The 25,907-nt window shown below is 73.5% G+C and carries 31 protein-coding genes; 13 read left to right on the top strand and 18 right to left on the bottom strand.

Annotated elements, in window-relative coordinates; all coding sequences use genetic code 11:
* Positions 1 to 14: 14 nt before the first annotated feature.
* Positions 15 to 695: a PucR family transcriptional regulator gene (locus AKI01S_RS05370; RefSeq protein ID WP_067812626.1), complete on the bottom strand. Its 681-nt coding sequence runs from the start codon at positions 693 to 695 to the stop codon at positions 15 to 17.
* 146 nt (positions 696 to 841) lie between these two features.
* On the opposite strand from AKI01S_RS05370, the gene AKI01S_RS05365 reads away from it, so the two are divergent.
* The gene (locus tag AKI01S_RS05365) at positions 842 to 2,230 is read left to right on the top strand and encodes a nucleobase:cation symporter-2 family protein (RefSeq protein ID WP_067812625.1); all 1,389 of its coding nucleotides are present in this window, start codon (positions 842 to 844) and stop codon (positions 2,228 to 2,230) included.
* An 82-nt stretch (positions 2,231 to 2,312) separates the two neighbouring features.
* Here the strand turns inward: AKI01S_RS05365 and AKI01S_RS05360 are convergent, their stop codons facing one another.
* The 7 genes from AKI01S_RS05360 to AKI01S_RS05335 all read right to left on the bottom strand — a co-directional run bounded on the left by AKI01S_RS05360 (position 2,313) and on the right by AKI01S_RS05335 (position 7,361).
* Positions 2,313 to 3,494, bottom strand: coding sequence for a S8 family serine peptidase (locus AKI01S_RS05360; RefSeq protein WP_067812624.1), 1,182 nt, complete (start codon positions 3,492 to 3,494; stop codon positions 2,313 to 2,315).
* Positions 3,488 to 4,216: a hypothetical protein gene (locus tag AKI01S_RS05355; protein ID WP_157419672.1), complete on the bottom strand. Its 729-nt coding sequence runs from the start codon at positions 4,214 to 4,216 to the stop codon at positions 3,488 to 3,490. The genes AKI01S_RS05360 and AKI01S_RS05355 overlap by 7 nt, the downstream gene beginning before the upstream one ends.
* A 26-nt stretch (positions 4,217 to 4,242) precedes the next feature.
* Entirely contained in the window at positions 4,243 to 5,460 is a 1,218-nt protein-coding gene (locus AKI01S_RS05350) for a S8 family serine peptidase (RefSeq protein ID WP_245681484.1), read from the bottom strand.
* 26 nt (positions 5,461 to 5,486) lie between these two features.
* Positions 5,487 to 6,329 (bottom strand): hypothetical protein, encoded by an 843-nt coding sequence (locus tag AKI01S_RS05345; protein ID WP_157419671.1) that lies wholly within the window; start codon positions 6,327 to 6,329, stop codon positions 5,487 to 5,489.
* Between the two features lie 67 nt (positions 6,330 to 6,396).
* Positions 6,397 to 6,531, bottom strand: a complete 135-nt coding sequence (locus tag AKI01S_RS54165; protein ID WP_281185833.1) for a hypothetical protein — start codon at positions 6,529 to 6,531, stop codon at positions 6,397 to 6,399.
* Positions 6,532 to 6,622: 91 nt separating this feature from the next.
* The gene (locus AKI01S_RS05340; protein WP_067812620.1) at positions 6,623 to 7,132 is read right to left on the bottom strand and encodes a Clp protease N-terminal domain-containing protein; all 510 of its coding nucleotides are present in this window, start codon (positions 7,130 to 7,132) and stop codon (positions 6,623 to 6,625) included.
* A 13-nt stretch (positions 7,133 to 7,145) separates the two neighbouring features.
* The gene (locus tag AKI01S_RS05335) at positions 7,146 to 7,361 is read right to left on the bottom strand and encodes a helix-turn-helix domain-containing protein (RefSeq protein WP_083998930.1); all 216 of its coding nucleotides are present in this window, start codon (positions 7,359 to 7,361) and stop codon (positions 7,146 to 7,148) included.
* A gap of 307 nt (positions 7,362 to 7,668) precedes the next feature.
* Here AKI01S_RS05335 and AKI01S_RS05330 point away from each other — a divergent pair, with 307 nt between their 5' ends.
* Complete coding sequence (locus AKI01S_RS05330) at positions 7,669 to 8,064, top strand: STAS domain-containing protein (protein WP_083998928.1); 396 nt, start codon at positions 7,669 to 7,671, stop codon at positions 8,062 to 8,064.
* A gap of 372 nt (positions 8,065 to 8,436) precedes the next feature.
* Here AKI01S_RS05330 and AKI01S_RS05325 read toward each other — a convergent pair whose 3' ends face one another.
* Entirely contained in the window at positions 8,437 to 9,378 is a 942-nt protein-coding gene (locus AKI01S_RS05325) for an AraC family transcriptional regulator (RefSeq protein ID WP_067812618.1), read from the bottom strand.
* Positions 9,379 to 9,459: 81 nt separating this feature from the next.
* Here AKI01S_RS05325 and AKI01S_RS05320 point away from each other — a divergent pair, with 81 nt between their 5' ends.
* Complete coding sequence (locus tag AKI01S_RS05320) at positions 9,460 to 10,293, top strand: Rossmann-fold NAD(P)-binding domain-containing protein (protein WP_067812617.1); 834 nt, start codon at positions 9,460 to 9,462, stop codon at positions 10,291 to 10,293.
* Here the strand turns inward: AKI01S_RS05320 and AKI01S_RS05315 are convergent, their stop codons facing one another.
* From AKI01S_RS05315 to AKI01S_RS05300, 4 genes are all read right to left on the bottom strand, one after another.
* A complete protein-coding gene (locus AKI01S_RS05315; protein WP_083998926.1) occupies positions 10,294 to 10,755 on the bottom strand; it encodes a hypothetical protein in 462 nt (153 codons plus the stop codon).
* Positions 10,755 to 11,342, bottom strand: a complete 588-nt coding sequence (locus AKI01S_RS05310) for a hypothetical protein (RefSeq protein WP_067812678.1) — start codon at positions 11,340 to 11,342, stop codon at positions 10,755 to 10,757. Before AKI01S_RS05310 ends, AKI01S_RS05315 begins: the two co-directional genes overlap by 1 nt.
* 190 nt (positions 11,343 to 11,532) lie before the next feature.
* Positions 11,533 to 11,727 carry a CsbD family protein gene (locus tag AKI01S_RS05305; RefSeq protein ID WP_067812616.1) on the bottom strand — a complete coding sequence of 65 codons (195 nt, stop codon included), beginning with the start codon at positions 11,725 to 11,727 and terminating at the stop codon, positions 11,533 to 11,535.
* 72 nt (positions 11,728 to 11,799) lie between these two features.
* Entirely contained in the window at positions 11,800 to 11,997 is a 198-nt protein-coding gene (locus AKI01S_RS05300; protein WP_067812615.1) for a hypothetical protein, read from the bottom strand.
* A gap of 191 nt (positions 11,998 to 12,188) precedes the next feature.
* Between AKI01S_RS05300 and moeZ the strand changes: the two genes are divergently transcribed.
* The 5 genes from moeZ to AKI01S_RS05275 all read left to right on the top strand — a co-directional run bounded on the left by moeZ (position 12,189) and on the right by AKI01S_RS05275 (position 17,688).
* Entirely contained in the window at positions 12,189 to 13,370 is a 1,182-nt protein-coding gene (gene moeZ / locus AKI01S_RS05295; protein ID WP_067812614.1) for an adenylyltransferase/sulfurtransferase MoeZ, read from the top strand.
* 215 nt (positions 13,371 to 13,585) lie between these two features.
* Complete coding sequence (locus AKI01S_RS05290) at positions 13,586 to 13,885, top strand: hypothetical protein (protein WP_067812613.1); 300 nt, start codon at positions 13,586 to 13,588, stop codon at positions 13,883 to 13,885.
* A gap of 98 nt (positions 13,886 to 13,983) precedes the next feature.
* Positions 13,984 to 14,748, top strand: coding sequence for an SGNH/GDSL hydrolase family protein (locus tag AKI01S_RS05285; protein ID WP_067812612.1), 765 nt, complete (start codon positions 13,984 to 13,986; stop codon positions 14,746 to 14,748).
* Positions 14,749 to 15,132: 384 nt separating this feature from the next.
* A complete protein-coding gene (locus tag AKI01S_RS05280) occupies positions 15,133 to 16,110 on the top strand; it encodes a pectate lyase family protein (RefSeq protein ID WP_218009555.1) in 978 nt (325 codons plus the stop codon).
* A gap of 165 nt (positions 16,111 to 16,275) precedes the next feature.
* Entirely contained in the window at positions 16,276 to 17,688 is a 1,413-nt protein-coding gene (locus AKI01S_RS05275; protein WP_067812611.1) for a HAMP domain-containing sensor histidine kinase, read from the top strand.
* Between the two features lie 46 nt (positions 17,689 to 17,734).
* On the opposite strand, the gene AKI01S_RS05270 is transcribed toward AKI01S_RS05275, so the two are convergent.
* The 3 genes from AKI01S_RS05270 to AKI01S_RS05260 form a co-directional block, all read right to left on the bottom strand.
* Positions 17,735 to 18,223 (bottom strand): winged helix-turn-helix domain-containing protein, encoded by a 489-nt coding sequence (locus AKI01S_RS05270; RefSeq protein ID WP_067812610.1) that lies wholly within the window; start codon positions 18,221 to 18,223, stop codon positions 17,735 to 17,737.
* Positions 18,224 to 18,385: 162 nt separating this feature from the next.
* The gene (locus AKI01S_RS05265) at positions 18,386 to 19,582 is read right to left on the bottom strand and encodes a serine hydrolase domain-containing protein (protein ID WP_245681483.1); all 1,197 of its coding nucleotides are present in this window, start codon (positions 19,580 to 19,582) and stop codon (positions 18,386 to 18,388) included.
* 140 nt (positions 19,583 to 19,722) lie between these two features.
* Positions 19,723 to 20,049 carry a rhodanese-like domain-containing protein gene (locus AKI01S_RS05260; RefSeq protein ID WP_067812609.1) on the bottom strand — a complete coding sequence of 109 codons (327 nt, stop codon included), beginning with the start codon at positions 20,047 to 20,049 and terminating at the stop codon, positions 19,723 to 19,725.
* A gap of 37 nt (positions 20,050 to 20,086) precedes the next feature.
* Between AKI01S_RS05260 and AKI01S_RS05255 the strand changes: the two genes are divergently transcribed.
* The 3 genes from AKI01S_RS05255 to AKI01S_RS05245 all read left to right on the top strand — a co-directional run bounded on the left by AKI01S_RS05255 (position 20,087) and on the right by AKI01S_RS05245 (position 22,636).
* Complete coding sequence (locus tag AKI01S_RS05255; protein WP_174567352.1) at positions 20,087 to 20,701, top strand: TetR/AcrR family transcriptional regulator; 615 nt, start codon at positions 20,087 to 20,089, stop codon at positions 20,699 to 20,701.
* Between the two features lie 88 nt (positions 20,702 to 20,789).
* Positions 20,790 to 22,028 (top strand): MFS transporter, encoded by a 1,239-nt coding sequence (locus AKI01S_RS05250; RefSeq protein WP_067812608.1) that lies wholly within the window; start codon positions 20,790 to 20,792, stop codon positions 22,026 to 22,028.
* Positions 22,029 to 22,078: 50 nt separating this feature from the next.
* Positions 22,079 to 22,636, top strand: a complete 558-nt coding sequence (locus AKI01S_RS05245; protein WP_067812607.1) for a TetR/AcrR family transcriptional regulator — start codon at positions 22,079 to 22,081, stop codon at positions 22,634 to 22,636.
* 21 nt (positions 22,637 to 22,657) lie between these two features.
* On the opposite strand, the gene AKI01S_RS05240 is transcribed toward AKI01S_RS05245, so the two are convergent.
* Together AKI01S_RS05240 and ku are read right to left on the bottom strand one after the other, a co-directional pair.
* On the bottom strand, positions 22,658 to 22,951 hold the full coding sequence (locus AKI01S_RS05240; RefSeq protein ID WP_067812606.1) for an LppU/SCO3897 family protein: 294 nt from the start codon (positions 22,949 to 22,951) through the stop codon (positions 22,658 to 22,660).
* Between the two features lie 119 nt (positions 22,952 to 23,070).
* Positions 23,071 to 23,892, bottom strand: coding sequence for a non-homologous end joining protein Ku (gene ku, locus AKI01S_RS05235; RefSeq protein ID WP_067812605.1), 822 nt, complete (start codon positions 23,890 to 23,892; stop codon positions 23,071 to 23,073).
* A 113-nt stretch (positions 23,893 to 24,005) separates the two neighbouring features.
* Here ku and ligD (AKI01S_RS05230) point away from each other — a divergent pair, with 113 nt between their 5' ends.
* Both ligD (AKI01S_RS05230) and ligD (AKI01S_RS05225) read left to right on the top strand, forming a co-directional pair.
* Positions 24,006 to 24,986, top strand: coding sequence for a non-homologous end-joining DNA ligase (ligD, locus tag AKI01S_RS05230; protein WP_067812604.1), 981 nt, complete (start codon positions 24,006 to 24,008; stop codon positions 24,984 to 24,986).
* Positions 24,976 to 25,875 (top strand): non-homologous end-joining DNA ligase, encoded by a 900-nt coding sequence (gene ligD, locus AKI01S_RS05225; protein WP_067812603.1) that lies wholly within the window; start codon positions 24,976 to 24,978, stop codon positions 25,873 to 25,875. Before ligD (AKI01S_RS05230) ends, ligD (AKI01S_RS05225) begins: the two co-directional genes overlap by 11 nt.
* The last annotated feature ends 32 nt before the right edge of the window (positions 25,876 to 25,907 follow it).

Raw genomic sequence — 25,907 nt, 5'->3', positions numbered from 1 at the left:
CCGCCGATTCTCGCTCAGGACCGCAGCGCCAGCAGCAGGTCCACCCGGTCCTCCAGCGACGACAGGTCCCGTCCGGTCAGCTCCTCGATCCGGTTGATGCGGTACCGCAGCGTGTTGACGTGCATGTGCAGCCGCCGCGCGCACACCGTCCACGACCCCGAGCACTCCAGGAACACCTGGAGTGTTCCGAGCAGGTCGCTGTGGGAGCGCCGGTCGTACTCGGCGATCTGCCCGAGGACCTGGTGGCGGAACGTCCGCCGCACGTCCTCCGGCAGCCGTCCCAGCAGTCCCCGGTGCGAGCCGAGCGGCGGGGCGGCGCCGTGCCGCTCCAGGTCGAGGCGGCGCAGCACGATCTGCATGAGCGCCGACAGCGGGGTGTGGCGGGGCACCGCGACCAGCGGCAGCTCGTGCCGCTCGCACGCCTCCACCAGGTCGTCCGGCACCGGGACGACGGCCTCCCCGGCGGCCAGCGCGGTCACGCCGCGCCCGGCCAGCCCGGACACGAACGGGTCGGAGTCGTAGGGGCCGCGCCGCCACATCAGACCGGTCAGCACCAGTTCGCCGCCGGTCAGATAGGGCGTGGGATCGGGCAGGTCGGTGACGAACACGCCGGAGAGCCGCCGGTCCAGCCGTTCCGCCCAGGCGAGCGGGCGCAGCCCCAGTTCGGGGTCCTGGAGCAGATCGTTGATGACCACGGCCCCACGGTACGAAACGAACTTCTTGTACGGAAGTACGGAGTTACGCCCCGGTCATGCGCCCGTTTCCGGAGCTTCCTCCGCTGACGAACGCGCGGACGGCGGGTTTCCATACTCCAAACCGGCAACGGCATGGAGGTGGCCGCATGGCCCGCACGGCCCGCACACCCGTTCCCCGCCATCCCGTCGACGAGGTCCCGCCGACGCGGCAGCTCCTCGCCTTCGGCCTGCAGCACGTCGTCGCCATGTACGCCGGGGCGATCGCCGTCCCGCTGATCGTCGGGCAGGCCGTCCACCTGCCGCCCCGCGACATGGCGCTGCTCATCAACGCCGGGCTGCTGGTCTCCGGGATCGCCACGCTGGTCCAGTGCGTGGGCGTGTGGCGGTTCGGGGTGCGGCTGCCGCTGATGCAGGGGGTGACGTTCGCGGCGGCGTCCCCGATGGTCGCCATCGCCACCGCCGGGGGCGGCCTGCCCGCCGTCTACGGCGCGGTGATCGTCGCGGGGCTGGCGGCGGTGGCGGTCGCGCCGCTGTTCGGACGGCTGCTGCGGTTCTTCCCGCCGGTCGTCACCGGAACGATCATCCTGCTGATCGGGGTGTCGCTGATGCCGGTCGCGGTGCGGTGGGCCGCGGGCGGCGCGGGCTCCCCCGGTTTCGGCGACCCGGTCAACATCGCGCTGGCGGGCGGCGTCACCGTCGCGGTGCTGGCGCTGCAACGGATCTCCAGCGGCTTCCTGTGCCGCGCGAGCGTGCTGCTCGGCATCGTGGCCGGGACGCTGGTCGCGGTCCCGCTGGGCCGGGCGGACTTCTCGGGGGTGGCCGACGCCGGATGGTTCGGGGCGGCCGCCCCGCTGCACTTCGGGGCGCCGACGTTCGAGCCGGCGGCGATCGTGGCGATGGTCGTGGTGATGCTGGTCGCGATGACCGAGACGACCGGCGACATCCTGGCCGTCGCCGAGATCACCGAACGTCCCGTCGACTCCCGCCGCCTCACCGACGGCCTGCGCGCCGACGCCGCCTCGACCGCGCTGGCCGGGGTGTGCAACGCGTTCCCGCAGACGGCGTTCGCGCAGAACGTCGGGCTGGTCGGGCTGACCGGCGTCAAGAGCCGCTGGGTGGTGGCGTGCTCGGGCGGCATCCTGGTCGTGCTGGGCCTGTTCCCGGTGGCGGGCGCGGTGGTCGCGGCGATCCCGGCCCCGGTGCTGGGCGGCGCGGCGATCGTGATGTTCGGGACGGTCGCGGCGGGCGGCGTCCGCACCCTGACGCAGGTCGACTTCGCCGACAACGCCAACACCGTCATCGTCGCGGCGTCCCTCGGCATCGGCCTGATCCCGGTGTGCGTGCCGACGTTCTACGACCGCTTCCCCGACTGGGCGGTGGTGGTGCTGCACTCGGGCATCAGCGCGGGCAGCGTCACCGCCCTCGTGCTGAACCTGGTCTTCCACCACCTGGGCCGCCGCCCGGTCGTGGTCGCCGACGCCGGGACACCGCACCCGGTGGAGGTACCGACCCGCCCGGCCGGGTCCACGCCCTGATCCCCTCGCGCTCCGCCGTCCTCCGGACCCCGGGTCTCGGCCGGAGGACGGCGGGACCCCGCCCGCGCCGGTCCGGGCGCGGTCACCTCCCGGACCGGCGTGCTCTGGCCAGGATCGTCAGGGCGGTCGCCAGGCCCGTCCCGGCGATCAGGCAGGCGACGGCGTAGGCGGTGATCAGGCCGCCGTCGCGGTGCACGACCCGGACCGGCTCGGGATCCTCGCCGGTGAAGCGCCGCTCCCCCGGCAGGCCGAGGCCCTCGGCGCGCGCCCCGGCCAGGCGGGCGGCCTCCCGCAGCGCCGCGTACGCGTCCACCCGGCCGAAGCCCACGCCCAGGTCGTAGCCGCCGGGCGGGCGCCGTTGCGCGCTCGCCGTGATGGCCTGGGTGACCAGCGCGGGCGGCAGCCCGGGATGGCGGGAGCGGATCAGCGCCGCCACCCCCGACACGAACGCCGTCGCCGGGCTCGTCCCGTCCCCCACCCAGTACCGGTCCCCCGGTCCCGCCCCGACGATCCGCACGCCGGGGGCCGACACCACCACCGCCGAGTTCCGGTTCGAGAACCCCGCGTGCCCGCCCCGCGCGTCCACGGCCGCCACCGAGATCACCCCGGGGAACGACGCCGGGTACGTGAACACCGCGTGCCCGCCGCGCCGCGCCCTCCCCGCGGCGCCGCCGTTGCCCGCCGCCGCCACGACCACCACGCCCCGCCGGATCGCGTGGGCGACGGCCTCGCGTTCGGCGCGCGTGGGGTAGGTCCGCCCGAGCGACAGGTTGATCACGTCGGCGCCGTGGTCCACCGCGTACCGGATCCCCTGGGCGATCGTGCCCTCGTACCGCGAGTCCCCGCCGAACGACGCGAACCCCGGCTCGTCCCGGTCCAGGATCACCCGCAGCGCCAGCAGCCGCGCCTCCGGGGCCACCCCCATCATCCCGTCGGCGTTGCCCGGACCATGCCCGTGACCGGCGATGATGGACGCCATGTTCGTGCCGTGCAGCCGTTTCGGCGCGACGCCGGGCGGGTTCGCGCCGCGCGTGTAGTCGGGTCCCACCGTCACCGAGCCCACCAGGTCGGCCTGCGTCGGGTCGACGCCGGAGTCCAGCACCGCCACGGTCACCCCGCGTCCCCGGCTGAGCGTCCACGCCCGCGGGACGTTCAGCGACTCCAGCACCGGCATCGTCGCGTCCCGCACGGTGTCGGCGTGCGCGGGCGGCGCGAACGGCACCACGACCGCCAGCGCCGCCAGGATCCCCCAGCGCCTCAACACACCCACTCCGCCGTACCGCAACGCACGGCCTTCGGCGCGGTGAGCCGCCGCAGGACCCCCTCCGCCAGCTGCGGCCCCAGCGCCGCCGGGTCCCGCTGCTGCTGCCGCGCCCCGATCGCCGGGCGCCCGTCGGTGTACCCCACCGTCGCCGCCACCACGTACGGCCCGCCGTGCCGGACCGCCGAGGCCTGCCGCGCCGCGTCCCCGAACCGCGCCACCACCGACCCCGGGAACGGCAGCGCCCGCAGCCCCGGCCCGCGCTGGTCGGCGGGGAACCACCGCGCGGCGTCCCGGGCGGCGTTCACGTCGGGGAACGCCACCACCCCGACCGTCGCCGCCAGCCCCTGCATCTGGTCCAGGTACGTGGCGCGCAGCGCCGCCCGGCACCCCCGCACCGTCAACGTCCCGCTGAGCTGCGGATCCACCGCCGCCGAGCATCCGGTCCCCGGATCGATCCCCACCCGCGCCGCGGTCTCGGCCGCGCCCCCGACCAGCGTGTACGGCAGCCGCTCGGGGAAGATCCGCCCCGCGGGCCACGACCGGTACCGGGCGGCGATCTCGGCGGCGGACGCGGCGGCGCGTTCCCCCGGCGTCGGGTCGCGGACGAGTTCCCCGGTCAGCCGCCACCCCGCGACCCCCAGAACCGCCAGGCAGCCCGCGGCGGTCACGGCGGCGACGACCGTGCGGGTCCGGGAGGAAGCAGGATGATCGTCGCGCGGCACGCTGCGGAGCGTAGCCGACCCGCGGGTCACCAGGGGTGCGGCCCGACGGGCGTCTCCCGGCGCGGCGGTTCCGGGGAGCGCGGGTTGCGCCGCGCCAGCAGCACCGTGACCAGCACCGCCCCGGCCGTACCGGCGACCCCGCCGACCACGACGACCCCGATCACCGGCCGCACCCAGAACGGATGGTCGATCACCTCGACCGGCTCGGGCGCGGCGGTCCCGAACCGCTGCCCGGCGGCCTTCCCGGCCGCGGCCCCCCGGCCCGGCGCGGTCAGCGAGTCGGCGGCGGCCAGCGCGCGCACCGCGTTCACCTCGCCGAACCCGACCTCCGGGTCGTAGCCCCCGCTCGGCCCGTACCTCGATCCGGCGATCAGCGCCTGCGCGACCAGCGGCGGCGGCAGCCTGCGGTGCCTGGCCCGGATCAGCGCCGCCACACCCGCCACGACCGCGCTGGCCTGGCTGGTCCCCGAGCCGAGGAAGTACTGCCCGCCCGGCCCCGCCGTCACCACCCGGTCGCCGGGCGCGGCCACCAGCACCGAGTAGTTGCGGTTGGAGAACGGCGCGTGCCCGTGCGACGGCCGCGTCGCCGCGACCGCCACGACCCCCGGGTACCCGGCCGGGTAGGAGAACGGCGTGAACCCCTTGTCGTCGCGGCGGCGCTCGTTGTCGCCGTCGTTGCCCGCCGCCGCCACGACCACCACGCCCTTGCCGATGGCGTAGGCGATCGCCTCGCGCTCCTCGGGGTTCGCCCGGTACTTGCCGAGCGACAGGTTGATGACGTCCGCGCCGTGGTCCACGGCGTACCGGATGCCGCGCGCCACGGCGTCCTCGGCGCGGCCGGACGACCGGTACAGCCGGTAGGAGGCGTCCTCGGGCTCGGCGATCGCCCGGATGGACAGCACCCGCGACCCCGGCGCGACACCGATCACGCCGTTCCGGCCGCCGGGCCCGTGCCCCCGCCCGGCGATCAGCGACGCCATGCCCGTGCCGTGCTGCCGCGTGGGCGTCGCGGAGCCGTCGATCGCCGACAGCATGTTCGGCCCGGTGGTGACCACGCCCTTCAGGTCCGCCTGGCGCGCGTCCACCCCCGAGTCCACCACGGCGACGGTCACGCCCTCACCCCTGGTGGTCTTCCAGGCGTTCTCCAGCTCCAGCGTCCGCAGCATCGGCCGCTGCCGGTCCCGCACCTCGTCGGCGCCCGCGGACCCCACCGGCACCAGCACGGCGGCGGCCCCCAACGCCACCGCCCCCACCAACGAGGCGCCCCGCATCAACACCGCCACTCACGTTTCGAACAGTCCGGCAGCGCCGTCACCGACAGCGGCTTCGCGACCGCCCGCGCCAGCTGCGGCGCCGGCAGGAAGGGCTCGTCCGGCCGGTCCTCCGGCACCGCCGCCGCCGGGCGGCCGTCGGCCTGCCCCGACACCGTCAGCACCACGTACGGGCCGCCGCGGTCCGACGTCCGGTCCTGCCGCGCCAGGTCGGTGAACCGCGCCGCCGCGGTCCCCGGGAACGCGAGCGCCCGCAGCGCGGGCCGCACCCCCTGCCCGCCCTTGGACCGCGTCGACGCCGGGATCTCCCGGAACGCCGCGTCCGCCTTCCACGGGTCGGGGAACGCCGCCACCCCGACCGTCACCACCACGCCCTGCAACGCGTCGGCGTAGGTGGCCCGCAGCACCGCCCGGCACCCGTGCCTGCGCAGCACCGCCCCGAGCTCGACGTCCACGCCGCTCTCACACCTGGAGTCCCCGGAGATCCCCAGCCGCGACGCGAACTCGCTGCGCCCGCCGTCCACCTCGTACGCCAGCCGCTCGGGGAAGATCCGTCCCGCGGGCCAGGCCCGCCAGCGGCGCGCGACCTCGGCGTTGGCGGCGCGCTGCAGCTCGGCGTTGGTCGGCTCGCGGTTCAGCGTCACCCACGCGCCGCCGATCCCGACCGCGCTGAACGCCAGGTAGCAGCAGCCCAGCACGAGCGCCACGACCATCCACTGGCGGGAGTGCAGGCCGAGGACGGTTCCGCGTGCGGGCGGGGCGGATACCGGCCCGGCGGGCGGTCCGTAGGGAGGACCGGCGAGCGGGGCCGGGGGCCGGGGTTCGGGGGGCAGGAACGCCACAACCGCCAAGGTTAATCGGATTTGCGCCCTTTCGCCGCACGGTGCCGTCCGCCCAGGGGACGTCCGCTCACTCCTCGTGGGGCCCCTCCGGCCCGAGCGGGACCTTGAGCCAGGCCATCGTCGGCACGTCCAGCACCGCCCGGTTCCCCACCGGCAGTCCGTCGCAGTCCAGCCCGGCGACCCGCACGGACCCGTGCGGCATGTCCACGATCCGTTGGAGGCGTCGTCCCGGCCGTGTTGGACGCACCGCAGAGTCGCGGTCTCGACCGCGACCCTGCGGTGCGCGTGCCGGGTCAGTCGCCGTGGATCTCCTGGCGGGCGGCGTGGGCGAGCGCCGACGGGTCGATGCCCATCGCCCGCAGGGCCCTGGGCGCGGTCCCCTCCTTGAGCTCCGCCACGGCGGCCACGAAGTGCGCGCCCAGCAGCGCGGACCTGTCGGCCTTGGCCTGCTTGGTCGCCGCCTGGAACGCCTCCTGCGCGGTCGCGGTCGTCTTCATCACACCGCGCGCCCGAGGAGGATTGGCGCGGATCGCCTCGTCCATCTCCTGCTCGTGCGCCGACCGGACGCCGATCATCGCCAGCGCCTCGGCGTGGACCTGGTCGATCGCCGCGCGCAGCCCGTCCGGTTCGGCCCCCACCCGCTGGAACGCGCGCCGCGCCGAACCGTCGGGCAGCGCCAGCGCCGACAGCAGCAGGTGCTCGGGGCCGGGCACGTTCTCACCCGCTTCCAGGGCGTGCCTCTCGGCGCCGTTCAGCAGCGCGTTCATCGTCTTGACGTCCTGCATGGGGCGAGGAAGTCTCATCGGCCCTGCTCCTTCACTGGTCGCCGGCCCGCTTGGGGCCATGCCGGTGGTGTGCCGCCTGACGGGTGATGCCGAGTGCCTGGGCGACCTGCGCCCAGGACCAGCCCTGCTCGATCGCCCGCGTCACGGCCGCGCGTTCCAGCCGGTCGGCCAGCCGCCGCAACGCGACGACCGCAGCGAGCGCGTCCGCCGGATCCTCCGGCCCCGGGACATCGATACGTTCAGCCACGCGTCAAACGTATTTGACACTCCTGCCACTGTCAAATCTCTTTGACGATCTACTCGATGCATCCCCCCTTGCAGGCAGTTCATGGGCCACGGGACATCTCGTCAACGGAATGAGACGACGAGTTGCAGCACTCCGCTCCGTCCCCTGGCACCGAGCGGCGGACACCTGTGCGCGTCGGCCGGCCGCGAGAGGTCGCGTCCGGCGGCAGGAATGCGCTCGGTCACCAATGCGTCACGAGACCTAGTTCCATCGGGCGTTAAGTGGGCAAGGTGCGCGGCACAAGGCGGCGGCGGGAGGCGGTGACAGGGTGACGGGGAACCAGTCGCCAGGACTGGCGGTACGGGTGGAGCGCCGGCAGGGATGGCTGGTGGTGGGTCTGACCGGGGAGCTGGACCACACCACCACCGGTCTACTGGACGCCGAGTTGGCCAGTGCGGTGGCAGGAGTGCTGGGCGCATCGGTGGCGCTGGAGCTGGCGCACCTGACCTTCACCAGCCTGGCCGGGCTGGGGCTGCTGGTGATCTGGTGGCGGCGACTGACCCGGGCCGGCGGCCGCCTGGTGCTGCTCAACCCCGCCGGCCAGGTGCGATCGACGCTGGCCGTCACCGGTATCGACCAGGTCATCACGATCCACCACACAGCCGGACGCACCCGGAAGTGTCACCGACCGCCCCTGCCGCCGTCCCCGGAACCGCTAGCGTGACGACCTGCTCCTTCACGGAGGCGCCGCTCCGGGGGGACGGCGCACGCGGATGGCCGGGAGCATGGGGGCATCCCGGCCACCGCGCCTTCACCCCGTACGACTACGCCTTGATGCGCGACACCAGGGCGAGTAGAGACGCCCGCACCACCCATGTCGTTCGACCGGGACGACTTCCGCCAGGTCGTTCCGCGCACTGCCGCCCCTTCACGGCCTCCGCCAGAACGCGCAGGGACGCCCGGCCCGCGCGCAAGAAACCGGCGGCTGGAGCCTTCGAGTCGCGCGGTCCAGCGACTTCACCGAAGCCGGGCAGTTCCACGCATTCGGAGTCCCGGGTCACCCCGGGGCGCGTCGTTGACGAACGTGACACCAGGCTCACTGCGCTGGCGCGGCGCTGCGATGCTCCTGTGGACTGATGCCGTAGACCCGCTTGAACGCCGAGCTGAGGGCGAACCCGCTGCCGTAGCCGACCTGCCGGGCGACCGCGGTCAGCGTGGCGTCGGACTGGCGCAGCAGGTCGGCGGCCAGGGCCAGGCGCCACTCGGTCAGGTAGGTCATCGGTGGCGTACCGACGGCGCTGCGGAAGCACTCGGCCAGCGTCGCCCGTGACACGCCGACCTCGGCGGCGACCCGCGCCAGCGTCCAGTCGTTCGCCGGGTCCTCATGGAACAGGCGCAGCGCCTCGCCGACCACCGGGTGGGTGTAGGCCCGGTACCAGGCCGGGGCCTCGCTCTCGGGCCGGTCGAACCACACCCGCAGCACCGAGATGAGCAGCAGGTCGAGCAGGCGGTCGAGCACGACGCCCTGAGCCGGCCCCTGTCGGGTGGCCTCTCTGGCCAGCACCGGGATGAGCGTCGAGTCCCACGTGTCCTCGGACACGACCAGCAGTGGCGGCAGCACGTCGAGCAGGCGCTGGCCGACGGCGCCGACCTCCTCGTACACACCGAGCAGCACCTGCACCGACCCGTCGGGGTTGCTGCCCCACGTGCGCACCCCCAGCGACATCCGCTCGCGCAGATCGACGCCCTCAGGCGTGGCGCAGCGCTGGCCGGGATGCACGATGACCTGCGGCGGGGTCGCCGTATCGTCGCTCATCACGTAGGGGTCCGGTCCGCGGACGATGGCGACGTCGCCCGGACGCAGCCGCACCGGCTCGCCGTGGTCGGGCGCGAAGTACGCTTCGCCGCTGAGCATTACGGCCAGGCACAGTGGCGACCCGTCCTGGACCCGGATCGACCATGGAGGGTCCAGCACGATGCGGAGGAGGAAGGAACCGCTGGCCCGCGGCCCCTCGAGCAACGCTGCGAGTGCGTCCACCGGCCCAAGACTAGACGATCGGTTATGCATTCCGGAATCTCGGCCATGGATCGTCCAGGCGGGGCCGTCCAGACTGCTGCCATGACGACGAACGAGCACACGACGTTGGTCCTTGGTGGCACTGGCCGGGTCGGCCGCCGGGTGACCCGGCGGCTGGTCGGGCGAGGCGTGGACGTGCGGGTCGGCTCCCGCACCGGCGAGCCTCCGTTCGACTGGGAGGACCCCTCGACCTGGGCCGGCGCCGTCACCGGCGTCAAGTCCGCCTACCTGATGTACTACCCCGAAGTCGACTGGCCCGGCGCCGGCGACGCCATCGCCGCCGTGGCCCGGCTGGCGGTCGACGCCGGAGTCGACCGCTTGGTCCTCCTGTCCGCCCGCAACCAGGACGAGGCCGTCCGATGCGAGGACGCCGTGACGAGCCTCCCGGTCGAATGGACCATCGTCGCCCCGGCCTCGTTCAACCAGAACTTCGACGAGGGGGTGTTCCTCGAGCCGCTGCGCCACGGCGTGCTGGCCCTGCCCGCCGGCGACAACCCCGACCCGTTCATCGACGCCGACGACATCGCCGACGTCGTGGTGGCGGCCCTCACCGAGGACGGCCACGCGGGCGAGCGCTACGAGCTGACCGGCCCCCGCCTGTGGACCTTCGCCGAAGGCGTCGGCGAGATCGCCCGGGCGACGGGCCGCGAGCTCCGCTACGTGCCGATCACCCGGGACCGGTTCGCCGACGCGATCGTCGACGACGGCGCCCCGCGCGAGTTCGCCGAGCCGCTGGCCACGCTCATCTCGGAGTTCTTCGACGGCCGGAACAGCTCGCTGGCCGACGGTGTCGAGCGTGCCCTGGGCCGCAGGCCCCGCGACTTCGCGGACTGGGTGGCCGAGATCGCCCCCACCGGCGTGTGGAACGCCGCCTGACTAGTGGCGGCGGGTCAGCAGTAGGCGGGGGACGCGGTGGAGGCCGCCGCCGAAGAGCAGCAGGCCGCCGACGGACAGCAGGACCAGGTTCATGATCCATTCTCGGGATCCGGCGGGCAGGTACACCGTGCTCGAACGGCCGATGTCGCGTGCCCGGGCCGTCTCGCCCACGCGCAGGCCGTCGCCGCTGCCGTGGAGGGCGACGACGGGGCGGATCACCGCCCCGTCGTCGGACCGGAACGTCCCGCGCAGCGTGCACGCCTCGTGCCCGGGATGGCGGACGCAGGTCCGCTCGCGGGCGGTGAAGACGCCGGGCGTCCCCTCCCCGGCCCGCGCCGCGCGCAGCACGGTCCCGGCGTTGGGCAGCACCAGGTACACCAGCAGCAGCCCGAACGCCGCCATCAGCATCCCGAACGCCGAGACGCCCTTCGTGCGCGCGGCCGTCGCCCCGTCGAGCGTCATCACGCCGCTTCGGCGACGGGCCTGCGCTCGGGGACGGTGGCGCACGCGCACCTCATCGCGGCGCGTTCGGTCGCGCTGGGCCTGCGGTGCAGGTACATCGCCACCACCATGGGGGCGAACACGAGCGCGTTGTAGAACAGGTGCAGCTCCACGCGCGGCACCAGGAGCTGGATGATGCTGGTCGGCGCGGCGCGTCCCGCCAGGTTGGCGCCGGAGAGCGCCTGGAGGAGCAGCAGCAGGTGTTCGAGGTGGTGCCAGACCTGGACGCCGAGGGAGATCTTCCACCAGGTGCGGGCCCGCCCGGTGAAGCCGGGCAGCAGCAGGACCAGCCCGACCAGCATGATCAGCGCGTAGCCGTAGTGCATCCACTCCGAGGTGACCAGCCACGGGAACGGCACCCCCAGCACGCCGCGCGCCTCGGGCAGCGACCAGCCGAGGACCCAGATCTGGACGGCCTGCGCGACGTGCTCGGCCCAGTGCGCGACGACGATGAACAGATAGAAGGCCAGCCCCGCCTTGTGGTAGCGGGTGTTGAGCGTGCGCACCGCCGACCGGAGTCCGCCGCCTTGTTCCAGAACGTTCGCCACCTGCGGCACCTTTCGCGAGAGGACGATCTCCTCATCCCACCTCGGATCGGCGCGGCGCGATTCTTTGAGCGTGCTCACCTTCCGCGCGGCGCGGCCGTGGCCGACACCGGCCGTTCGGTCCGGAACGCCGAAAAGGGCCCCTCCGGAGAGGGGCCCTTTTCACGGGGTCACCATGAGGACACGCTGTGGTCTACTTCTTCATGGTCCTCCGGGCTTCCTTGGCCGCGTCCTTGAGCTGCTCGCCGACCTGCTTGGCGCCGCCGGACATGCGGTCCTTGCGGCCCTCGGCCTCCATGTAGGGGTCGCGCGAGTCCCGGCCGGCCTGCTCCTTGCCGCGGCCCTTGGCCATCTGGAGCTTGTTCTTCATCTTGTCGAGGAAGCTCATGCTCTCCTCCTTCGTACGAGGTTCGTACAGTCCTGGGCGTGCCCGCCATATCCCGATCTATGCAGGCCGCCGTCAACGAGATGCGCGCACGTCATGGCGGATGCGGGCGGCCTCGCGGTGGATGCGGGCCTCGGTCTCCATCAGCTTCGCCTCGGCGCGCTCGGTGCGCATCCGGGCCCGCATCTCCGAGAACGTCGGCACGCGGCGGCGTTCCCGGCGGGCGGCCCCGCGGCCGGCCCGCGCCCGCGTGAAGCGGTCCAGCAGTCCCATCTCCCTCGCCTCCCTCGGTCGGCCACCCGATGCCCGGTTCCCGGCGATTCATGCGCGCACACCGCCTGACGTGGGCGTTCGGCGGACGGTCGCGTTGGGGGAATGCGGAAGCGCATGGCAAGGTTGTGGCGTGAAAGGACGATGGCGTCCGCCCCCGTACCCGCCGATGCGTCAGCACAGGAGCACCCACCGTGTCGTTGCCACCTCTGGTCGAGCCCGCAGCGGAGCTCACCCGTGACGAGGTCAATCGTTACTCGCGGCACCTGATCATCCCCGACGTCGGGATGGCCGGGCAGAAGCGCCTCAAGAACGCCAGGGTCCTGTGCGTGGGCGCGGGCGGTCTCGGATCCCCGGCGCTGATGTACCTGGCCGCCGCCGGTGTGGGCACCCTCGGCATCATCGACTTCGACGTCGTGGACGAGTCCAACCTCCAGCGCCAGATCATCCACCGGCAGGCCACGCTGGGCCTGCCGAAGGCGGAGTCGGCCGCCGCGACCGTGCGCGAGATCAACCCGTTGATCGACGTGGTCGTGCACAACACCGCGCTCGACCGCGACAACGTGATGGAGATCTTCGCCCAGTACGACCTGATCGTCGACGGCACCGACAACTTCGCGACCCGCTACATGGTCAACGACGCGGCGGTGCTGCTCGGCAAGCCGTACGTGTGGGGGTCGATCTACCGGTTCGACGGCCAGGCCAGCGTGTTCTGGGCCGAGCACGGGCCGTGCTACCGCTGCCTGTACCCCGAGCCCCCGCCGCCCGGCATGGTGCCCTCGTGCGCCGAGGGCGGCGTGCTCGGCGTGCTGTGCGCCTCGATCGGCTCGATCCAGGTGAACGAGGCCATCAAGCTGATCACCGGCATCGGGGAGCCGCTGGTCGGCCGGCTGATGATCTACGACGCCCTGGAGATGAGCTACCGGTCGGTCAAGGTCCGCAAGGACCCCGAGTGCCCGCTGTGCGGCAAGAACCCGACCCAGACCGAGCTGCTGGAGGACTACGACGCGTTCTGCGGCGCGGTCTCCGACGAGGCCGCCGAGGCGGTCCGGGACTCCACGATCTCCGTGCACGACCTGAAGGCGATGCAGGACCGGGGCGACGACATCTTCCTGGTGGACGTCCGCGAGATCAACGAGTACGAGATCGTCTCGATCCCGGGCGCGACGCTGATCCCCAAGGGCGAGTTCCTCAACGGCTCGGCCCTGGAGAAGCTGCCCCAGGACAAGAAGATCGTGCTGCACTGCAAGTCCGGTGTGCGGTCCGCCGAGGCCCTGGCCGTGGTGAAGAACGCCGGGTTCGCCGACGCCGTCCACGTCGGCGGCGGCGTGCTGGCCTGGGTCAACCAGATCGACCCGAGCCAGCCCTCCTACTGATCCGCCGAACGGCGAGGGCCCCGCGGGACGCGTCCCGCGGGGCCCTCGCCGTTTCCCGCCCCCTCCGACCTGCGATCTCCTCCAAAGCGGTTGTGATCTGGCGCACGTGCCGAAACACTGGGGCGGTACCCCGGACCCGCGCCGTACGGCCGAACCGGCCGACGATGCCGCGCCCGGCGGACGTCTTTCCCACCCCACCCTCGTTGGAGGACCCCATGTCCGCGCAGGTGATCACTGAGGCCGAGGTGGCGCTCGGGCACCTGGAATCGCTCACCGACGAGCTGCGTGCGCGCGGCTGGGCCGTCGAGATCGCCGCGTTCGGCGACCGCTGGCCGTCGGCGACCGTCGCCAACCCCGAGCTGACCGGGCTGAACGAGACCGTCATCGCCGTCCTCGACCACACCGACCGCTCCTGGTCGTTCTTCTACGGCTGGGGCGAGCGGATCGCGCCCTGCGCCGAGGTGCACCGCGCGGCGACCGCGCTGGCCCGCGTGCTGGCCGTCCGGCGCGACTGAAGACTCCGCGGCGGCGCGGTGCGGAGGGCCCGTGCCGCCGCGGTCCCCAACTGACCCCCAAGTCACAAACCGCTGACCAGCCTGAATACCATGAACACATGGCTTGGACGCGGTATGTGGCAATCGGAGACTCCTTCACCGAGGGCATCGGTGACACCCATCCCGACGGCACGCCCCGGGGATGGGCCGACCGCGCCGCCGAACTCCTCGCCGAGCGCGCCCCCGGCTTCGGCTACGCCAACCTGGCGATCCGCGGCAGGCTCCTCGACCAGATCGTCGACGACCAGCTTCCGGCCGCGCTCGCCCTGGAGCCCGACCTGATGTCGATCTCCGGCGGCGGCAACGACCTGCTGCGCCCCGGCGTCACCGTGGAGGCGCTGGCGGCCCGCATGGAGGAGGCGGTGGCGAAGGCGCGCTCCACCGGGGCCGACGTGGTGCTGTTCACCGGCGTGGACCCGGCGGACTCGGCGGTCATCCGCCGCACCCGTTCCCGCGTGATGGCCTTCAACGGGCACCTGCGGGAGATCGCCGCGCGCCACGGCGCGTACGTGGTGGACCAGTGGTCGATGGACATCCTCCGCGACTGGCGGATGTGGGGCGAGGACCGGCTCCACATGTCCCCGGCCGGGCACCGGCGGGTGGCGCTGGCGATGCTGGAGGCGTTGAAGGTCCCGGACGTCGAGGACTGGCGGGAGCCGCGGCTGCGCCCGCTTCCCGAGCTGAGCCGCAGCGCGCAGTTGCTGCGCGACCTGCGGTGGGCGCGCGGGCACCTGGTCCCGTGGATCGGCCGCCGCCTGCGGGGCCGCTCCTCCGGCGACACGGTGACGGCGAAGCGCCCCGCCCTCGAACCGTTCGCCCGCTAAGGTCCGGCGGCCGGGCGGTCGGGAAGGGCGCCGGGAACACCTTGGCCCGACGACCGTGGCGACTGTGCGGACGGGCGATCGATGAGCTCCGGGGCAGTGACCTGCTCCACGTGGAGAGCGGCCGGGCTTCGACCGGCCGCTCTCGACGTGCTCAAGGACCCGCGCCGCGCCCGGCGAGGACGACCCGCAGGTGGGGCCCTACGGCATGGACCACGAACGCCGTGAGCCGTCGGGCCGCGTGAAAACTGTCTGAAACAACCCTTTGCCGCGCCGGGAATCGCGTCTAGCGTTCTGGTAAGCGCTTTCCAAGGGGGTTCCGGGACTCCTCGCACGACGGCATGCCGCTCCCACCCATGATCCACGCGCGGAAACAAGGAGAACGCCGTGATCAAGACCTCACTGTCCGTCGGAACGCTCGCCCTCGCCGCCCTCGCGGCGGCCGGCTCCGCCCTGCCGAGCGCCTCCGCGCAGGTCCGTGCTCCCATGGTCCAGGCGAACGCCGAGTCCGCCCCCGTCGGCTACGCGAGCATGAACGGCGGCACCACCGGAGGCGCGGGCGGCGCCACGGTGACCGTCGGCAACGCGGCCGACTTCGTCAGGTACGCGACCTCCGCCGGCCCCTACGTCATCCGGGTCAACGGCACGATCACTCTGTCCGGCATGCAGGACGTGGCCTCCAACAAGACCATCATCGGCGTCGGCACCTCCGGCCGCATCACCGGCGGCGGGCTGGACCTCGACTCGGTCCGCAACGTCGTCATCCGCAACCTGACCTTCACCGGGGCCGGCGACGACGCCATCAACGTCCAGGACGGCTCCACCAACATCTGGATCGACCACAACGACCTGTCGAACGCCAAGGACGGGCTGATCGACATCAAGCGCGGCTCGGACTTCGTCACGGTGTCGTGGAACCGCCTGCACCACCAGGACAAGTCGATGCTGCTCGGGCACTCCGACGGCAACGCCTCCCAGGACACCGGCAAGCTGCGCGTGACCTACGTGCACAACTGGCTGGACGGCACCACCCAGCGCCACCCCCGGGTGCGCTTCGCCAACCCGGTGCACGTGTTCAACAACTACTACGTCAACAACAGCGGCTACGGCGCGGCGTCCACCGAGAACGCGGGCGTCCTCGTCGAGAACAACTACTTCGAGAACGTGGAGGAGCCCACCTCGATCCAGGAGGGCTCGTCCGACCCCGGCAACATCAGGGCCGTGGGCAACCACCTCGTCAACTCCGGGACGCCCGTCACGCGCAACCCCGGCGCGGTGAAGGCGGTCCCCTACTCCTACACCGCCGAGGCGGGCAGCACGGTGAAGGCCACCGTCACCGCAGGCGCGGGCGTCGGCAGGATCTGATCCCGGATCCGGCCGGAACGCGGGGCCGGGCGGGACGCGTCCCGCCCGGCCCCGCGCACCGACGCGCGGGCGCGGGGTCGCGGTGATTTTGCCGGTGGCGGATCGCCCCTTGACAATCGCCAGGCGAGGGAGCGGGCAGGCAGGCACGCAGGGGGAAGGGGGACCATGGGCCGCCTGCGGCGCTGGCACGCCCGGCTGTGGATCTCGGTGCGCGGCCGGGCCACCGTGCTCACGCTGCTGGTCGCCGCGGTGGTGCTGGGCGTGGCGCTGACCCTGGTCACCATCCTGATCACCCAGCTGGTGCGCCAGCAGGTCTACCGGGAGACCGCCGAGACCGCCAGCCGGGTGGCCGCCGAGGCGGACGCCGGGCGACTGCCCGACCCGATCCCGGTGCGCCGGCCCCGGGTGCGGTGGGTCCAGATCGTGGACGCCTCGGGCCGGGTGCTGGCCGCGAGCCGGGACGCCCGGGGCAGGCCGCCGCTGGTCGCGCGCCCCGCCGACCTGATCCTGAACGACTACACCCGGTGCCCGCCGGACCTCGGCTCGTGCGTGACCGTCCGGGGCGTGCACCTCATCGAGTCCTCCTACGGCCCCGACGTGATGGTGTACGCCGCCGCCCGGGTGCCCGGCCTGAGATCCCACTGGCCGGTGTTCGCCTCGATGGTCCTCCTGTACGTGCTGGCGCTCGCGCTGATCGGCCGCTGGGTGTGGTGGCTCATCGGGACGGCGCTGAGGCCGGTGGAGGCCATCCGCTCGGACATGGCGCGGTTCAGCACCGACCATCCGGGCCGCCGCGTCCCGGTGTTCTACAGCGGCGGCGGCGAGATCCAGCGGCTGGCCGAGACCGTGAACGCCACGCTGGAGCGGCTGGACGAGGCCAACGACCGGCAGCGCCGGTTCATCTCCGACGCCTCCCACGACCTGCGCCAGCCGATCGCCGCGGTCATCGCCGAACTCGACCTGGCGCTCCAGGACCTTCCCGACGGCGAGGCCCGGTCCGGTGTGGAGGCGGCGCTGCGCCAGGCCGAACGGCTGAACGAGATCGTCGCCGACCTGCTGGAGCTGTCCCGGCTGGCCTCCGGCGCGCCCGCCCCGGTCGAGTGCCTGGACCTGGCCGACCTGGTCCGGCGGGAGCTGTCGGACCGGCACGGTCGCGTCCCGATCACCTGCCGCCTGGAGCCCGGGGCGACGGTGCGCGTCAACCGGATCCGGCTGGCGCGCCTGCTGGGCAACCTGGTCAACAACGCCCTGCGGCACGCCGAGACCGCGGTGGAGGTCACCGTCCGGACCGACGGCGGCACCGCCGTCCTGGAGGTCGCCGACGACGGCGCCGGGGTGCCCGAGGATCTGCGGGACAAGATCTTCGAGCGCTACGCCCGCGGCCCGGACTCCCGTTCCCGCGATCCCGGCGGCACCGGACTCGGCCTGTCCATCGCCCGCGAGATCGCCCAGACCTACGGCGGTTCCCTCACCCTCGCCGACGGCGCGCCGGGCGGCGCCCGCTTCGTCGTCCGCCTCCCGGCGGACCCCCCTCCCGGGCCGTCCCGGAGCGGGTCGGCCGCGCACCGCGCGTCGTGACCGTCCGGGGGCGTCCACCAGGCCGTGGAGGAGGGCGGCGGGCCCGTCATCTGCTCGGGCCGGTGGGGTCCTCGGCCACCAGGCGCAGCCCGTAGCCGCGGATCCACTCGATGTCCACCCGCGCGTCCGCCGCCCGCAGCTTGCGGCGCAGCCGCAGGACCGCGCTGTGCACCACCGTGGCCCCGACGCCGCCCGGCGTCCCCCACACCGCCCGGATGATCTCCCGGAACGGGCTGGCGCGTCCGGCCGGACGCGCCAGCCGGCCGAGCAGGTCGATCTCCTGGCGGCTGAGCGCCAGCGGACGGCCGCCGCACAGCACCCGCCGCTCCCCCGGCCGGATCTCCAGGCGCCCCACCGTGACCGGGGCCCGCTCCGGGCCGCCGGGCCTCCGGCCGGGCGGGCCTCCGGCGCGTGACATGACCACCACGGTGTTGTCGGCCCGCAACAGGCTCTGGACGGCGTCCGGGTCCTCGGCGAAGAGGACCACGTAACCGGCCTTGGTGAACGGAACGGGCTCGGGCGACGACGAAGCCATGTCTCCTCCGCGGAGCGGACGCTCGGACGGTCCCGAACATGATGGTGTCGCGGTGTCGGCGAGGACAGGTGCCGGAAGGCCATTTCCGCCCCGTCGGCCGCCCACGGAGGGGGTTCGGCGGTAGCACCATGGCACCAGGTGCCGTCGTCACAGGCGCCGTCGTCAGGGGCAGAAGACCTTCGTGGCGATCCCGTACACCTCGTTCTGGCTGGGGTTCCGGGTGTGGGGGTTGACCGACAGGGTCATCCGCCGGCCGTCGTCGGAGCGGAACGCGAACGTCAGGTAGCCGATCAGCTCGCCGCTGTGCCCCCAGATCGCCCGCCCGCAGGGCAGCGTGTACTTCTGCAGTCCCAGCCCGTAGGCGAAGCCCGCGTCGGTCTGGCGCGCCGCCCGCATGGCGGTCAGCGAGTCCCCGCTGGTGAGCCGGCGCGTGAGCAGCCCTTCGAGGAACCGGTCGAGGTCGCGCGTCGTGGAGATCATCTCCCCCGCCGCCCAGTCCAGCGAGGGGTTCATCCGGGTCGCGTCCACGATCTCGCCCGTCGGCAGCGGCTCGTAGCCGCGCGCGTGCGGCCGGGGCAGGCCGGGCCGGTTCCCGGGGACGACCGTCTGCGTCATCCGCAGCGGGCGCAGGATCCTGCGCTCGATCTCCTTGCCGTAGGACCGGCCGGTCAGCTTCTCCACCAGCAGGCCCGCGACCACGTAGTTGGTGTTGGAGTAGCGCCAGCTCGTGCCCGGCTTGAAGTACGGCGGCTTGGCGAACGCCACCTTCAGCAGATGCTCCGGCGAGTAGGAACGGAACCGTTCCTCGCCGCGCCAGCGGTTGGTGGAGTATCCGGGTTCGCTCATGTAGTCCCGGAGGCCGCTGGTGTGGTCGAGGATCTGCCGGACCGTGACGTGCGCGCCGTCGGGGACGACGCCGGGCAGGTGGCGTTCGACGGGGTCGTCCAGCTTCAACCTGCCCTCGTCGCGCAGTTGCAGGAGCACGGTCGCCACGAACGTCTTGGTCACGCTGCCGATCCGGAAGTACCCGGCGGGGTCGGCCGGGCGCCGGGAGGCCAGGTCGGCGACGCCCGCGCCCGCCGTCCAGCCGCTCCGCCCGCCGCCGCCGACTCTGATCATCGCCGCGGTCGCGGCCTGGTCCCGGACCATGCCCTCCAGCGCCGCCTTGATCTCCGCCCTGGTCCGCGCGCCGGTCCGCGCGGTGTCCTGCGGGGCGGCCTGCGGGGCGGTCGCCGCCACGCGCCGGCCGTCCGCCGCCCGGTCGCCGGTGTTCAGGACGGCCCACGGCACCACGGCCGTGGCGGCCGCCAGCGCGCCCGACACCAGTGCGACGTTCCGTTTCCGCTGTTTTCTGATCATGCTGGAACGCTAGGGGCGGGCCGGGGACCCGGACCATGCGGCCGACCGTCGTTCCGGCTGAGGTTTTCCGCACCCCGCGGCATGCGGGAACGAGGGCGGGGAGGCGGCCCCCGGCGCCGCCTCCCCGCCCGGCGTCCGCGCTAGGCGGACTCGGTGGGCAGGCCCGCGGCCACCCAGTCCTCGATGCCCTCCCGGTACTTGCGGACGTTGCCGTAGCCGAGGGCGGTGAGGCGGTCGGCGACCTGGCCGCTGTTGGGGCAGGCCGGGTTGGAGCAGTAGGTGACGATCGCGGCGTCGCGGTCCGGCAGCACCTCCGCCGCCCGCGCGTCGACCTCGCCCGGGGCCAGGGCGACGGCCCCGGGCAGGTGCTGCTTGGCGTGGTACTCGCCGCCCAGCGCGTCGACGACGGTGACGGCCCCCTCGTCGATCGCCGCCTTGAGCTCGTCGCGGGTGATGAGCGTGGTCATGTCACTCCCTCCACAAGATTCGGACTATAGTCCGCTTATGCCCGAGAACAGTAACGGACCGCAGTCCGCTTCTGCAACACCCCTGGAGCTGCTCCGCACCCCGCCGCCCCGGGAGCGCGCCGACGCCGCCCGCAACCGGGCCGCCGTCCTGGAGGCCGCCGCCCGGCTCTTCGCCGAGCACGGCGTGGCGGCGGTCTCCATGGACCAGGTCGCGGCCGCCGCCGGGGTGGGCAAGGGCACCCTGTTCCGCCGGTTCGGCGACAAGGCGGGGCTGGCGTCGGCGCTGCTCGACGCGCGGGAACGGGTGCTCCAGGAGGCGATCCTGTCCGGCCCGCCGCCTCTCGGCCCCGGCGCCCCGGCCGCCGACCGGCTCGCCGCGTTCGTCGACGCCTACCTCGACTACCTGCTGGAACACCTGGACCTGGTGCGGATGTCGGAGACCGCGTCCCCCGGGGCCCGGTACCGGATCGGGGCCTACCGGTTCTGGCACCGGCACGTGACGCTCCTGCTGGACGGGCCGCCCGACCCCGAGCACGCCGCGCACGCCCTCCTCGCCGCGCTGGCGGCCGAGCACGTCGCCGCCCTGCTCCCGGACCTCGGCGAACGGCGCGTCCGGGCCGGACTGCGCCATCTCGCCACCCGCCTGCGGTGACCGGCCCGGCACGGGAGAAATTCTAACGCTCGTTCAATATGTTACGGTCGTTCAAGTTCTTTCCGGAGCGGACGACTGGAGGTCGGCCATGGCCAACCCGTACCGAGACCTGTTCCGCGCGCCGGGCGCGGCGGCCTTCACCGCCGCGGGCCTGGTGGCGCGGCTGCCGATCGCCATGACCGGGATCGGGATCATCACGATGCTGGCGCAGACGCGCGGCGCGTACGGGCTCGCCGGGGCGGTCTCGGCGACGTTCACGCTCGCCACCGCCGTGTTCGGCCCGCTGGTCTCGCGGCTGGTGGACCGGGCGGGGCAGCGCCGGGTGCTGCCGCCCGCCGCCGCGGTGAGCGTGGCGGCGACGGCCGCGCTGCTGCTGTGCGCCCGCCACGGGGCGCCCGCCTGGACGCTGTTCGCCTGCGCCGCGCTGGCCGGGACGCTGCCCAACATGGCCGCCATGGCCCGGGCGCGCTGGACGCACCTGTACCGGGGGACGCCCCGGCTGCACACCGCCTTCTCGCTGGAGTCGGTGCTGGACGAGCTCACCTTCGTCGTCGGTCCCGCCCTGTCGGTCGCGCTGTGCACGGCGCTGTTCCCGGAGGCCGGTCCGCTGGCCGCCGCGGCGCTGCTGGCGCTGGGCGTGGCGGCGTTCGTGCCGCAGCGGCGCACCGAGCCGCCGGTCGTCCCCGCCGGGCGGGGGCCGGGCGCGGGCGGGTCGGCCATCCGCGTCGGGGCGGTGCGCGTCCTCGCCCTGGTCCTGGTCGCCGGGGGCGTCATCGTCGGGACCGTGGACGTGGTGAGCGTCGCCTTCGCCGAGAGGCAGGGCTCCGCGGCGGGCGCGGGCGCCGTGCTGGCCGCCTACGCCCTCGGCTCCGCGCTGGCCGGACTGGGGTTCGGCGCGCTGCGGCTCGCGACACCGCCGTCCCGGCTGCTGGTGCTCGGCACCGCCGGAACGGCGCTGACCACGCTGCCGCCGCTGCTGGCGGGCGACGTGGCGACGCTCGCCGCCGCGGTGTTCTGCGCCGGTCTCTTCTTCGCCCCGACGATGATCACGGTGATGGGCCTGATCGAACGGAGCGTTCCGCCCGCCGCGCTCACCGAGGGCATGACCTGGGCCGTCACCGGGCTGAGCGCGGGGGTGGCGCTGGGCGCGGCCGGGTCGGGCGCCGTGGTGGACCGGTACGGCCCCGGGAGCGGCTTCGCCGTGGCCGTCGGGGCGGGGGCCGCCGCCCTGCTGCTCGCCCTGGCGGCCCGGCGGACGCTGACCCGCCGTCCCGCCGGCGAGCCCGGCCCGGAGTCCGCGCCGCGGGCCACCGGCTGCCCCGTCTGACCAGCGATAGGGTCCCCTGGAACGGACCGGAACACGCCGAGGAGCCAGGGGTGAGCGACCCGACCGGGGACGGCCGCCGTGTCAGGGGCGAACGCAGCAGACGGGAACTGATCGAGGCGACCGTCCGGGTCGTCGCGCGCGACGGGGTGGCCGGGGTCAGCCACCGGGCGGTGGCCCGCGAGGCGGGCCAGCCGCCGACCGCCGCCGCCTACCACTTCCGGAGCATCGACGACCTGCTCACCGCCGCGCTCACCCGCTGCATGGAGCAGGACGCCGCCCGGATGCGGGCGCTGGCGGCGCGGGCGGACGGCTCGGCGGCGGGGCTGCGGGACCTGGCCGAGCTGATGTGCGCGGTCGTCGCCGACCCCGACCATCTGCTCGCCGAGTACGAGCTGTACCTGCTGGCCGCGCGCCGCCCGGAGCTGCGCGGCCCGACGAGCGACTGGCTGGCGGCCGTGACCGAGCTCGGCCGCCGCTACACCGACGACCCGGTGCGGCTGCGGCTGCTGGCCGGTGCGGTCGACGGGCTGCTCATGCAGGCGCTGCTCACCGACGAGCCGCCCACGCCCGAGGGGTTCGAGGCGGTGCTGCGCGTCGTCCTGCCGTGACGCGCGCCGGGCGGCGCCGGGTCAGCGCTTGACGCTCTTGACGCACATGGTGGAGTCGTTCACCTGCCAGGAGAAGGTGAACATGCCGTCCTTCGGGCACTTGTCCTTCTGGTTCGGCGGAAGGACCGCCGAGACCTGGTACTTGGCGTCCGGCGAGGCGCAGTCCACGATCTTGATCTTGTTGAGGTCGGCCATCATGCCGCCCCCGTCGAGGCATTCGCCCTGCTTGGCGTCGGCGGCGGCACGGCCGCACGCGGCGAGGCCGGAGGCGGCGAGCAGGAGGGCGGCGGTTCCGAGGACGGCACGCTTGAGCATGAGGGGGCTCCGTTGATAGACAGCCGTGTCTTTATATCGGAGCGCCTTCGCCCGGGTCATGGGATTTTGTCACATTCGTCGCGTGACGCGGCGCACGCCGAGCGATCCGTCGGCGTTCCTCAGGCGGAGCGTCGGCGGCGCTTCTGGGCGGGCTTGTCAGGGGTCTCGCCGCGCCGCTTCTTGGCCGCCTCCACGCTGGCCCGCAGCGCGTCGAGCAGGTCCTCGGCGGGCCGGGTCCCGTCGTCGGGCGGCGGGACCACGTCGTGGCCGTCCGCCTTCGCGTCGATCACCGCCTGGAGCGCCTCCCGGTAGGCGTCGTGGTGCTCGGCGGGGTCGAACGCCCCGCGCATCGAGTCGACCAGCGAGCCCGCCATCGCCAGCTCCTGCTTGCGGAACTCGATCTCCTCCTCCAGGAACGGGAACTCCGGCGTGCGGACCTCGTCCGGCCACAGCATCGTCTCCAGCACGAAGACCCCGTCGCGCACCCGCAGGGTCGCCAGGGACTCGCGCTGCCGCAGCGCCACCTTCGCCACGCCGACCAGGCCCGACCGCTCCACCGCGTCGCGCAGCAGCACGTACGGCTTGTCGCCGCTCTCGTCGGGCTCCAGGTAGTAGGAGCGGGCGAAGTAGATCGGGTCCACCTCCTCGGGCTCCACGAACTGGAGCACCTCGATCCGGTGGCCGGTCGGCAGCGGCAGGTCGGCGAAGTCCTCGTCGGTGAGCACGACCATCTCGCCGCCCGGCAGCTCGTACCCCTTGGCGACCTCGCCGTAGGGCACCTCCTCGCCGTCCACCGAGCAGACCCGCCGGTACCGGATGCGTCCGCCGTCGGCGCGGTGCACCTGGTGGAACGTGACGTCCCGCTGCTCGGTCGCCGCGTACACCTTGATCGGGATGGTCACCAGGCCGAACGAGATCGCGCCGTTCCAAATGCTGCGCATGTAGCCGTCCCTACCCCGCGGACGCCGTCCCTAGCGTCGCCCAAACGTTCGATTTGCTCCACCTGACGTGTTTGATCCTTTTTCTTGGACCGCGCGAGGGGTAGGACGCGGTTATGACGATGCCGTGGCCGATCGAGCCGATGCTCGCCGTCACCGGCGACCTGCCCGAGAACACCGCCGAGTGGGGCCTCGAACTGAAGTGGGACGGGGTCCGCGTCATCAGCTACGTCTCCGCCGACGGAGTGCGCGCCAGCGGGCGCGGCGGGCGCGGCGGCGACCTGTCCGGACGCTACCCCGAGCTGTCCGGGCTGGCCGACCTGCTCCCCCACCACGACGTGGTCCTGGACGGGGAGGTGGTGGCGTTCGAGGAGGGCCGCCCCAGCTTCGCCCGGCTGCAACGCCGCATGCACGTGGACCGCCCCGGCCCCCGCCTCATCCGCGAGGTGCCCGTCCGGTACGTGGTGTTCGACCTGCTGTTCCTGGACGGCCATCTCCTCTACGACCTCCCCTACGCCGACCGCCGCGCGCTGCTGGCCGACCTCGACCTGGCCGCCACCGGCCCCGTCGAGGTGCCGCCGTCGCTGCACGGCGGCGACACCGCGCAGGTCACCGAGCTGCTGGAGTTCACCCGCGAGCAACGGCTGGAGGGCCTGCTGGCCAAGCGGCTGGACTCCCCCTACCGCCCCGGCCGGCGCGTCGACTCCTGGCGCAAGGTCAAGAACGTCTCCACCCGCGAGGTGATCATCTGCGGGTGGCGGCCGGGCCGGGGCCGCCGCCAGGGAACGGTCGGCTCCCTGCTGCTCGGCGAGTACGACGACAAGGGCAGGCTGTGCTTCACCGGGCACGTCGGCACCGGTTTCACCGACCGGATGCTGGACGACCTGCACGAGGCGCTGTGGCCGCTGCGGCGGACGACCGACCCGTTCGACGAGGTCGTCCCGCCCGAGCACGCCCGCGACGCCCAGTGGGTCGAGCCGCTGCTGGTCGGGGAGGTCGCCTACGGCGTCCGCACCCGCGACGGGCGGCTGCGGTTCCCGGTGTGGCGCGGCCTGCGCGACGACAAGGACCCCCACGAGGTGACCCGTGAGCTCTAAGCGAGTGGCCGTCAAGGTCGAGGGACGGGAGCTGAGCCTGTCCAGCCTCGACAAGGACCTGTACCCCGAGTTCACCAAGGGCGAGGTGGTCGACTACTACACCCGGATCGCCCCGGTGATGCTGCCGCACCTGAAGGACCGGCCCGCGACGCGCATCCGGTTCCCCGACGGGATCCACGGCACGTCGTTCGTGGAGAAGAACGCGCCGTCCGGCACCCCCGGCTGGGTCCGGACCGTCACGCTCGCCACGCCCGGCAGCTCCCGGGGCCGCGACACGCTGGACTTCGTCATGGTGGACGACCTGCCGACGCTGGTGTGGTGCGCGCAGATGGCCGCGCTGGAACTGCACGTCCCGCAGTGGACGGTCGGGCCGCGCGGGGGACGCCGCAAACCGGACCTGATGGTGTTCGACCTGGACCCCGGCGCCCCCGCGTCGATCATGGAGGCGTGCGAGGTGGCGCTGCTGCTGCGCGACCTGCTGGCCGCCGACGGGCTGACCGCCCACCCCAAGACCAGCGGCAAGAAGGGCCTGCACCTGTACGTCCCGATCGCCGAGACCGACCGGGCCGAGGAGTACGCCAAGCAGGCCGCCTACAAGCTGGCCACCGACCACAAGGACCTGGTCGTCGCCAAGATGGAACGCCAGGTCCGCCGCGACCGCGTGTTCGTCGACTGGAGCCAGAACAACCCGGCCAAGACCACCGTCGCGCCCTACTCGCTGCGGGCCGCCGAGCGTCCCAGCGTCTCCACCCCCATCACCTGGGAGGAACTGGAGGACGCCCGCCGCCCCTCGGACCTGGTGTTCACCGCGCCCGACGTCCTGGACCGCGTCGCCGAGCACGGAGACCTGCTGGAACCGCTGCTGAAGGAGCGCCAGACCCTCCCCTGACGCGGCGCCCTGACTCCCTTTTCTGACAGGGC

The organism is Actinomadura kijaniata NBRC 14229 (assembly GCF_001552175.1).
Classification (GTDB): Bacteria; Actinomycetota; Actinomycetes; order Streptosporangiales; family Streptosporangiaceae; genus Spirillospora; species Spirillospora kijaniata.
Note: the sequence above shows the minus strand (reverse complement) of the source record. Positions and strands in the feature narration are given on the sequence as shown.

Excerpts from the sequence above, each read along its gene's own strand:
- AKI01S_RS05250 (WP_067812608.1), top strand. The coding sequence starts at position 20,790 with ATGGCCAACCCGTACCGAGACCTGTTCCGCGCGCCGGGCGCGGCGGCC.
- AKI01S_RS05270 (WP_067812610.1), bottom strand. The coding sequence starts at position 18,223 with ATGGCTTCGTCGTCGCCCGAGCCCGTTCCGTTCACCAAGGCCGGTTAC.
- AKI01S_RS54165 (WP_281185833.1), bottom strand. The coding sequence starts at position 6,531 with ATGCCGCACGGGTCCGTGCGGGTCGCCGGGCTGGACTGCGACGGACTG.
- AKI01S_RS05300 (WP_067812615.1), bottom strand. The coding sequence starts at position 11,997 with ATGGGACTGCTGGACCGCTTCACGCGGGCGCGGGCCGGCCGCGGGGCC.
- AKI01S_RS05315 (WP_083998926.1), bottom strand. The coding sequence starts at position 10,755 with ATGACGCTCGACGGGGCGACGGCCGCGCGCACGAAGGGCGTCTCGGCG.
- ligD (WP_067812604.1), top strand. The coding sequence starts at position 24,006 with ATGACGATGCCGTGGCCGATCGAGCCGATGCTCGCCGTCACCGGCGAC.
- AKI01S_RS05260 (WP_067812609.1), bottom strand. The coding sequence starts at position 20,049 with ATGACCACGCTCATCACCCGCGACGAGCTCAAGGCGGCGATCGACGAG.
- AKI01S_RS05285 (WP_067812612.1), top strand. The coding sequence starts at position 13,984 with ATGGCTTGGACGCGGTATGTGGCAATCGGAGACTCCTTCACCGAGGGC.
- ku (WP_067812605.1), bottom strand. The coding sequence starts at position 23,892 with ATGCGCAGCATTTGGAACGGCGCGATCTCGTTCGGCCTGGTGACCATC.
- AKI01S_RS05340 (WP_067812620.1), bottom strand. The coding sequence starts at position 7,132 with ATGAGACTTCCTCGCCCCATGCAGGACGTCAAGACGATGAACGCGCTG.
- AKI01S_RS05320 (WP_067812617.1), top strand. The coding sequence starts at position 9,460 with ATGACGACGAACGAGCACACGACGTTGGTCCTTGGTGGCACTGGCCGG.
- AKI01S_RS05290 (WP_067812613.1), top strand. The coding sequence starts at position 13,586 with ATGTCCGCGCAGGTGATCACTGAGGCCGAGGTGGCGCTCGGGCACCTG.
- AKI01S_RS05365 (WP_067812625.1), top strand. The coding sequence starts at position 842 with ATGGCCCGCACGGCCCGCACACCCGTTCCCCGCCATCCCGTCGACGAG.
- AKI01S_RS05275 (WP_067812611.1), top strand. The coding sequence starts at position 16,276 with ATGGGCCGCCTGCGGCGCTGGCACGCCCGGCTGTGGATCTCGGTGCGC.
- AKI01S_RS05305 (WP_067812616.1), bottom strand. The coding sequence starts at position 11,727 with ATGAGCTTCCTCGACAAGATGAAGAACAAGCTCCAGATGGCCAAGGGC.
- AKI01S_RS05240 (WP_067812606.1), bottom strand. The coding sequence starts at position 22,951 with ATGCTCAAGCGTGCCGTCCTCGGAACCGCCGCCCTCCTGCTCGCCGCC.
- AKI01S_RS05255 (WP_174567352.1), top strand. The coding sequence starts at position 20,087 with ATGCCCGAGAACAGTAACGGACCGCAGTCCGCTTCTGCAACACCCCTG.
- AKI01S_RS05265 (WP_245681483.1), bottom strand. The coding sequence starts at position 19,582 with ATGATCAGAAAACAGCGGAAACGGAACGTCGCACTGGTGTCGGGCGCG.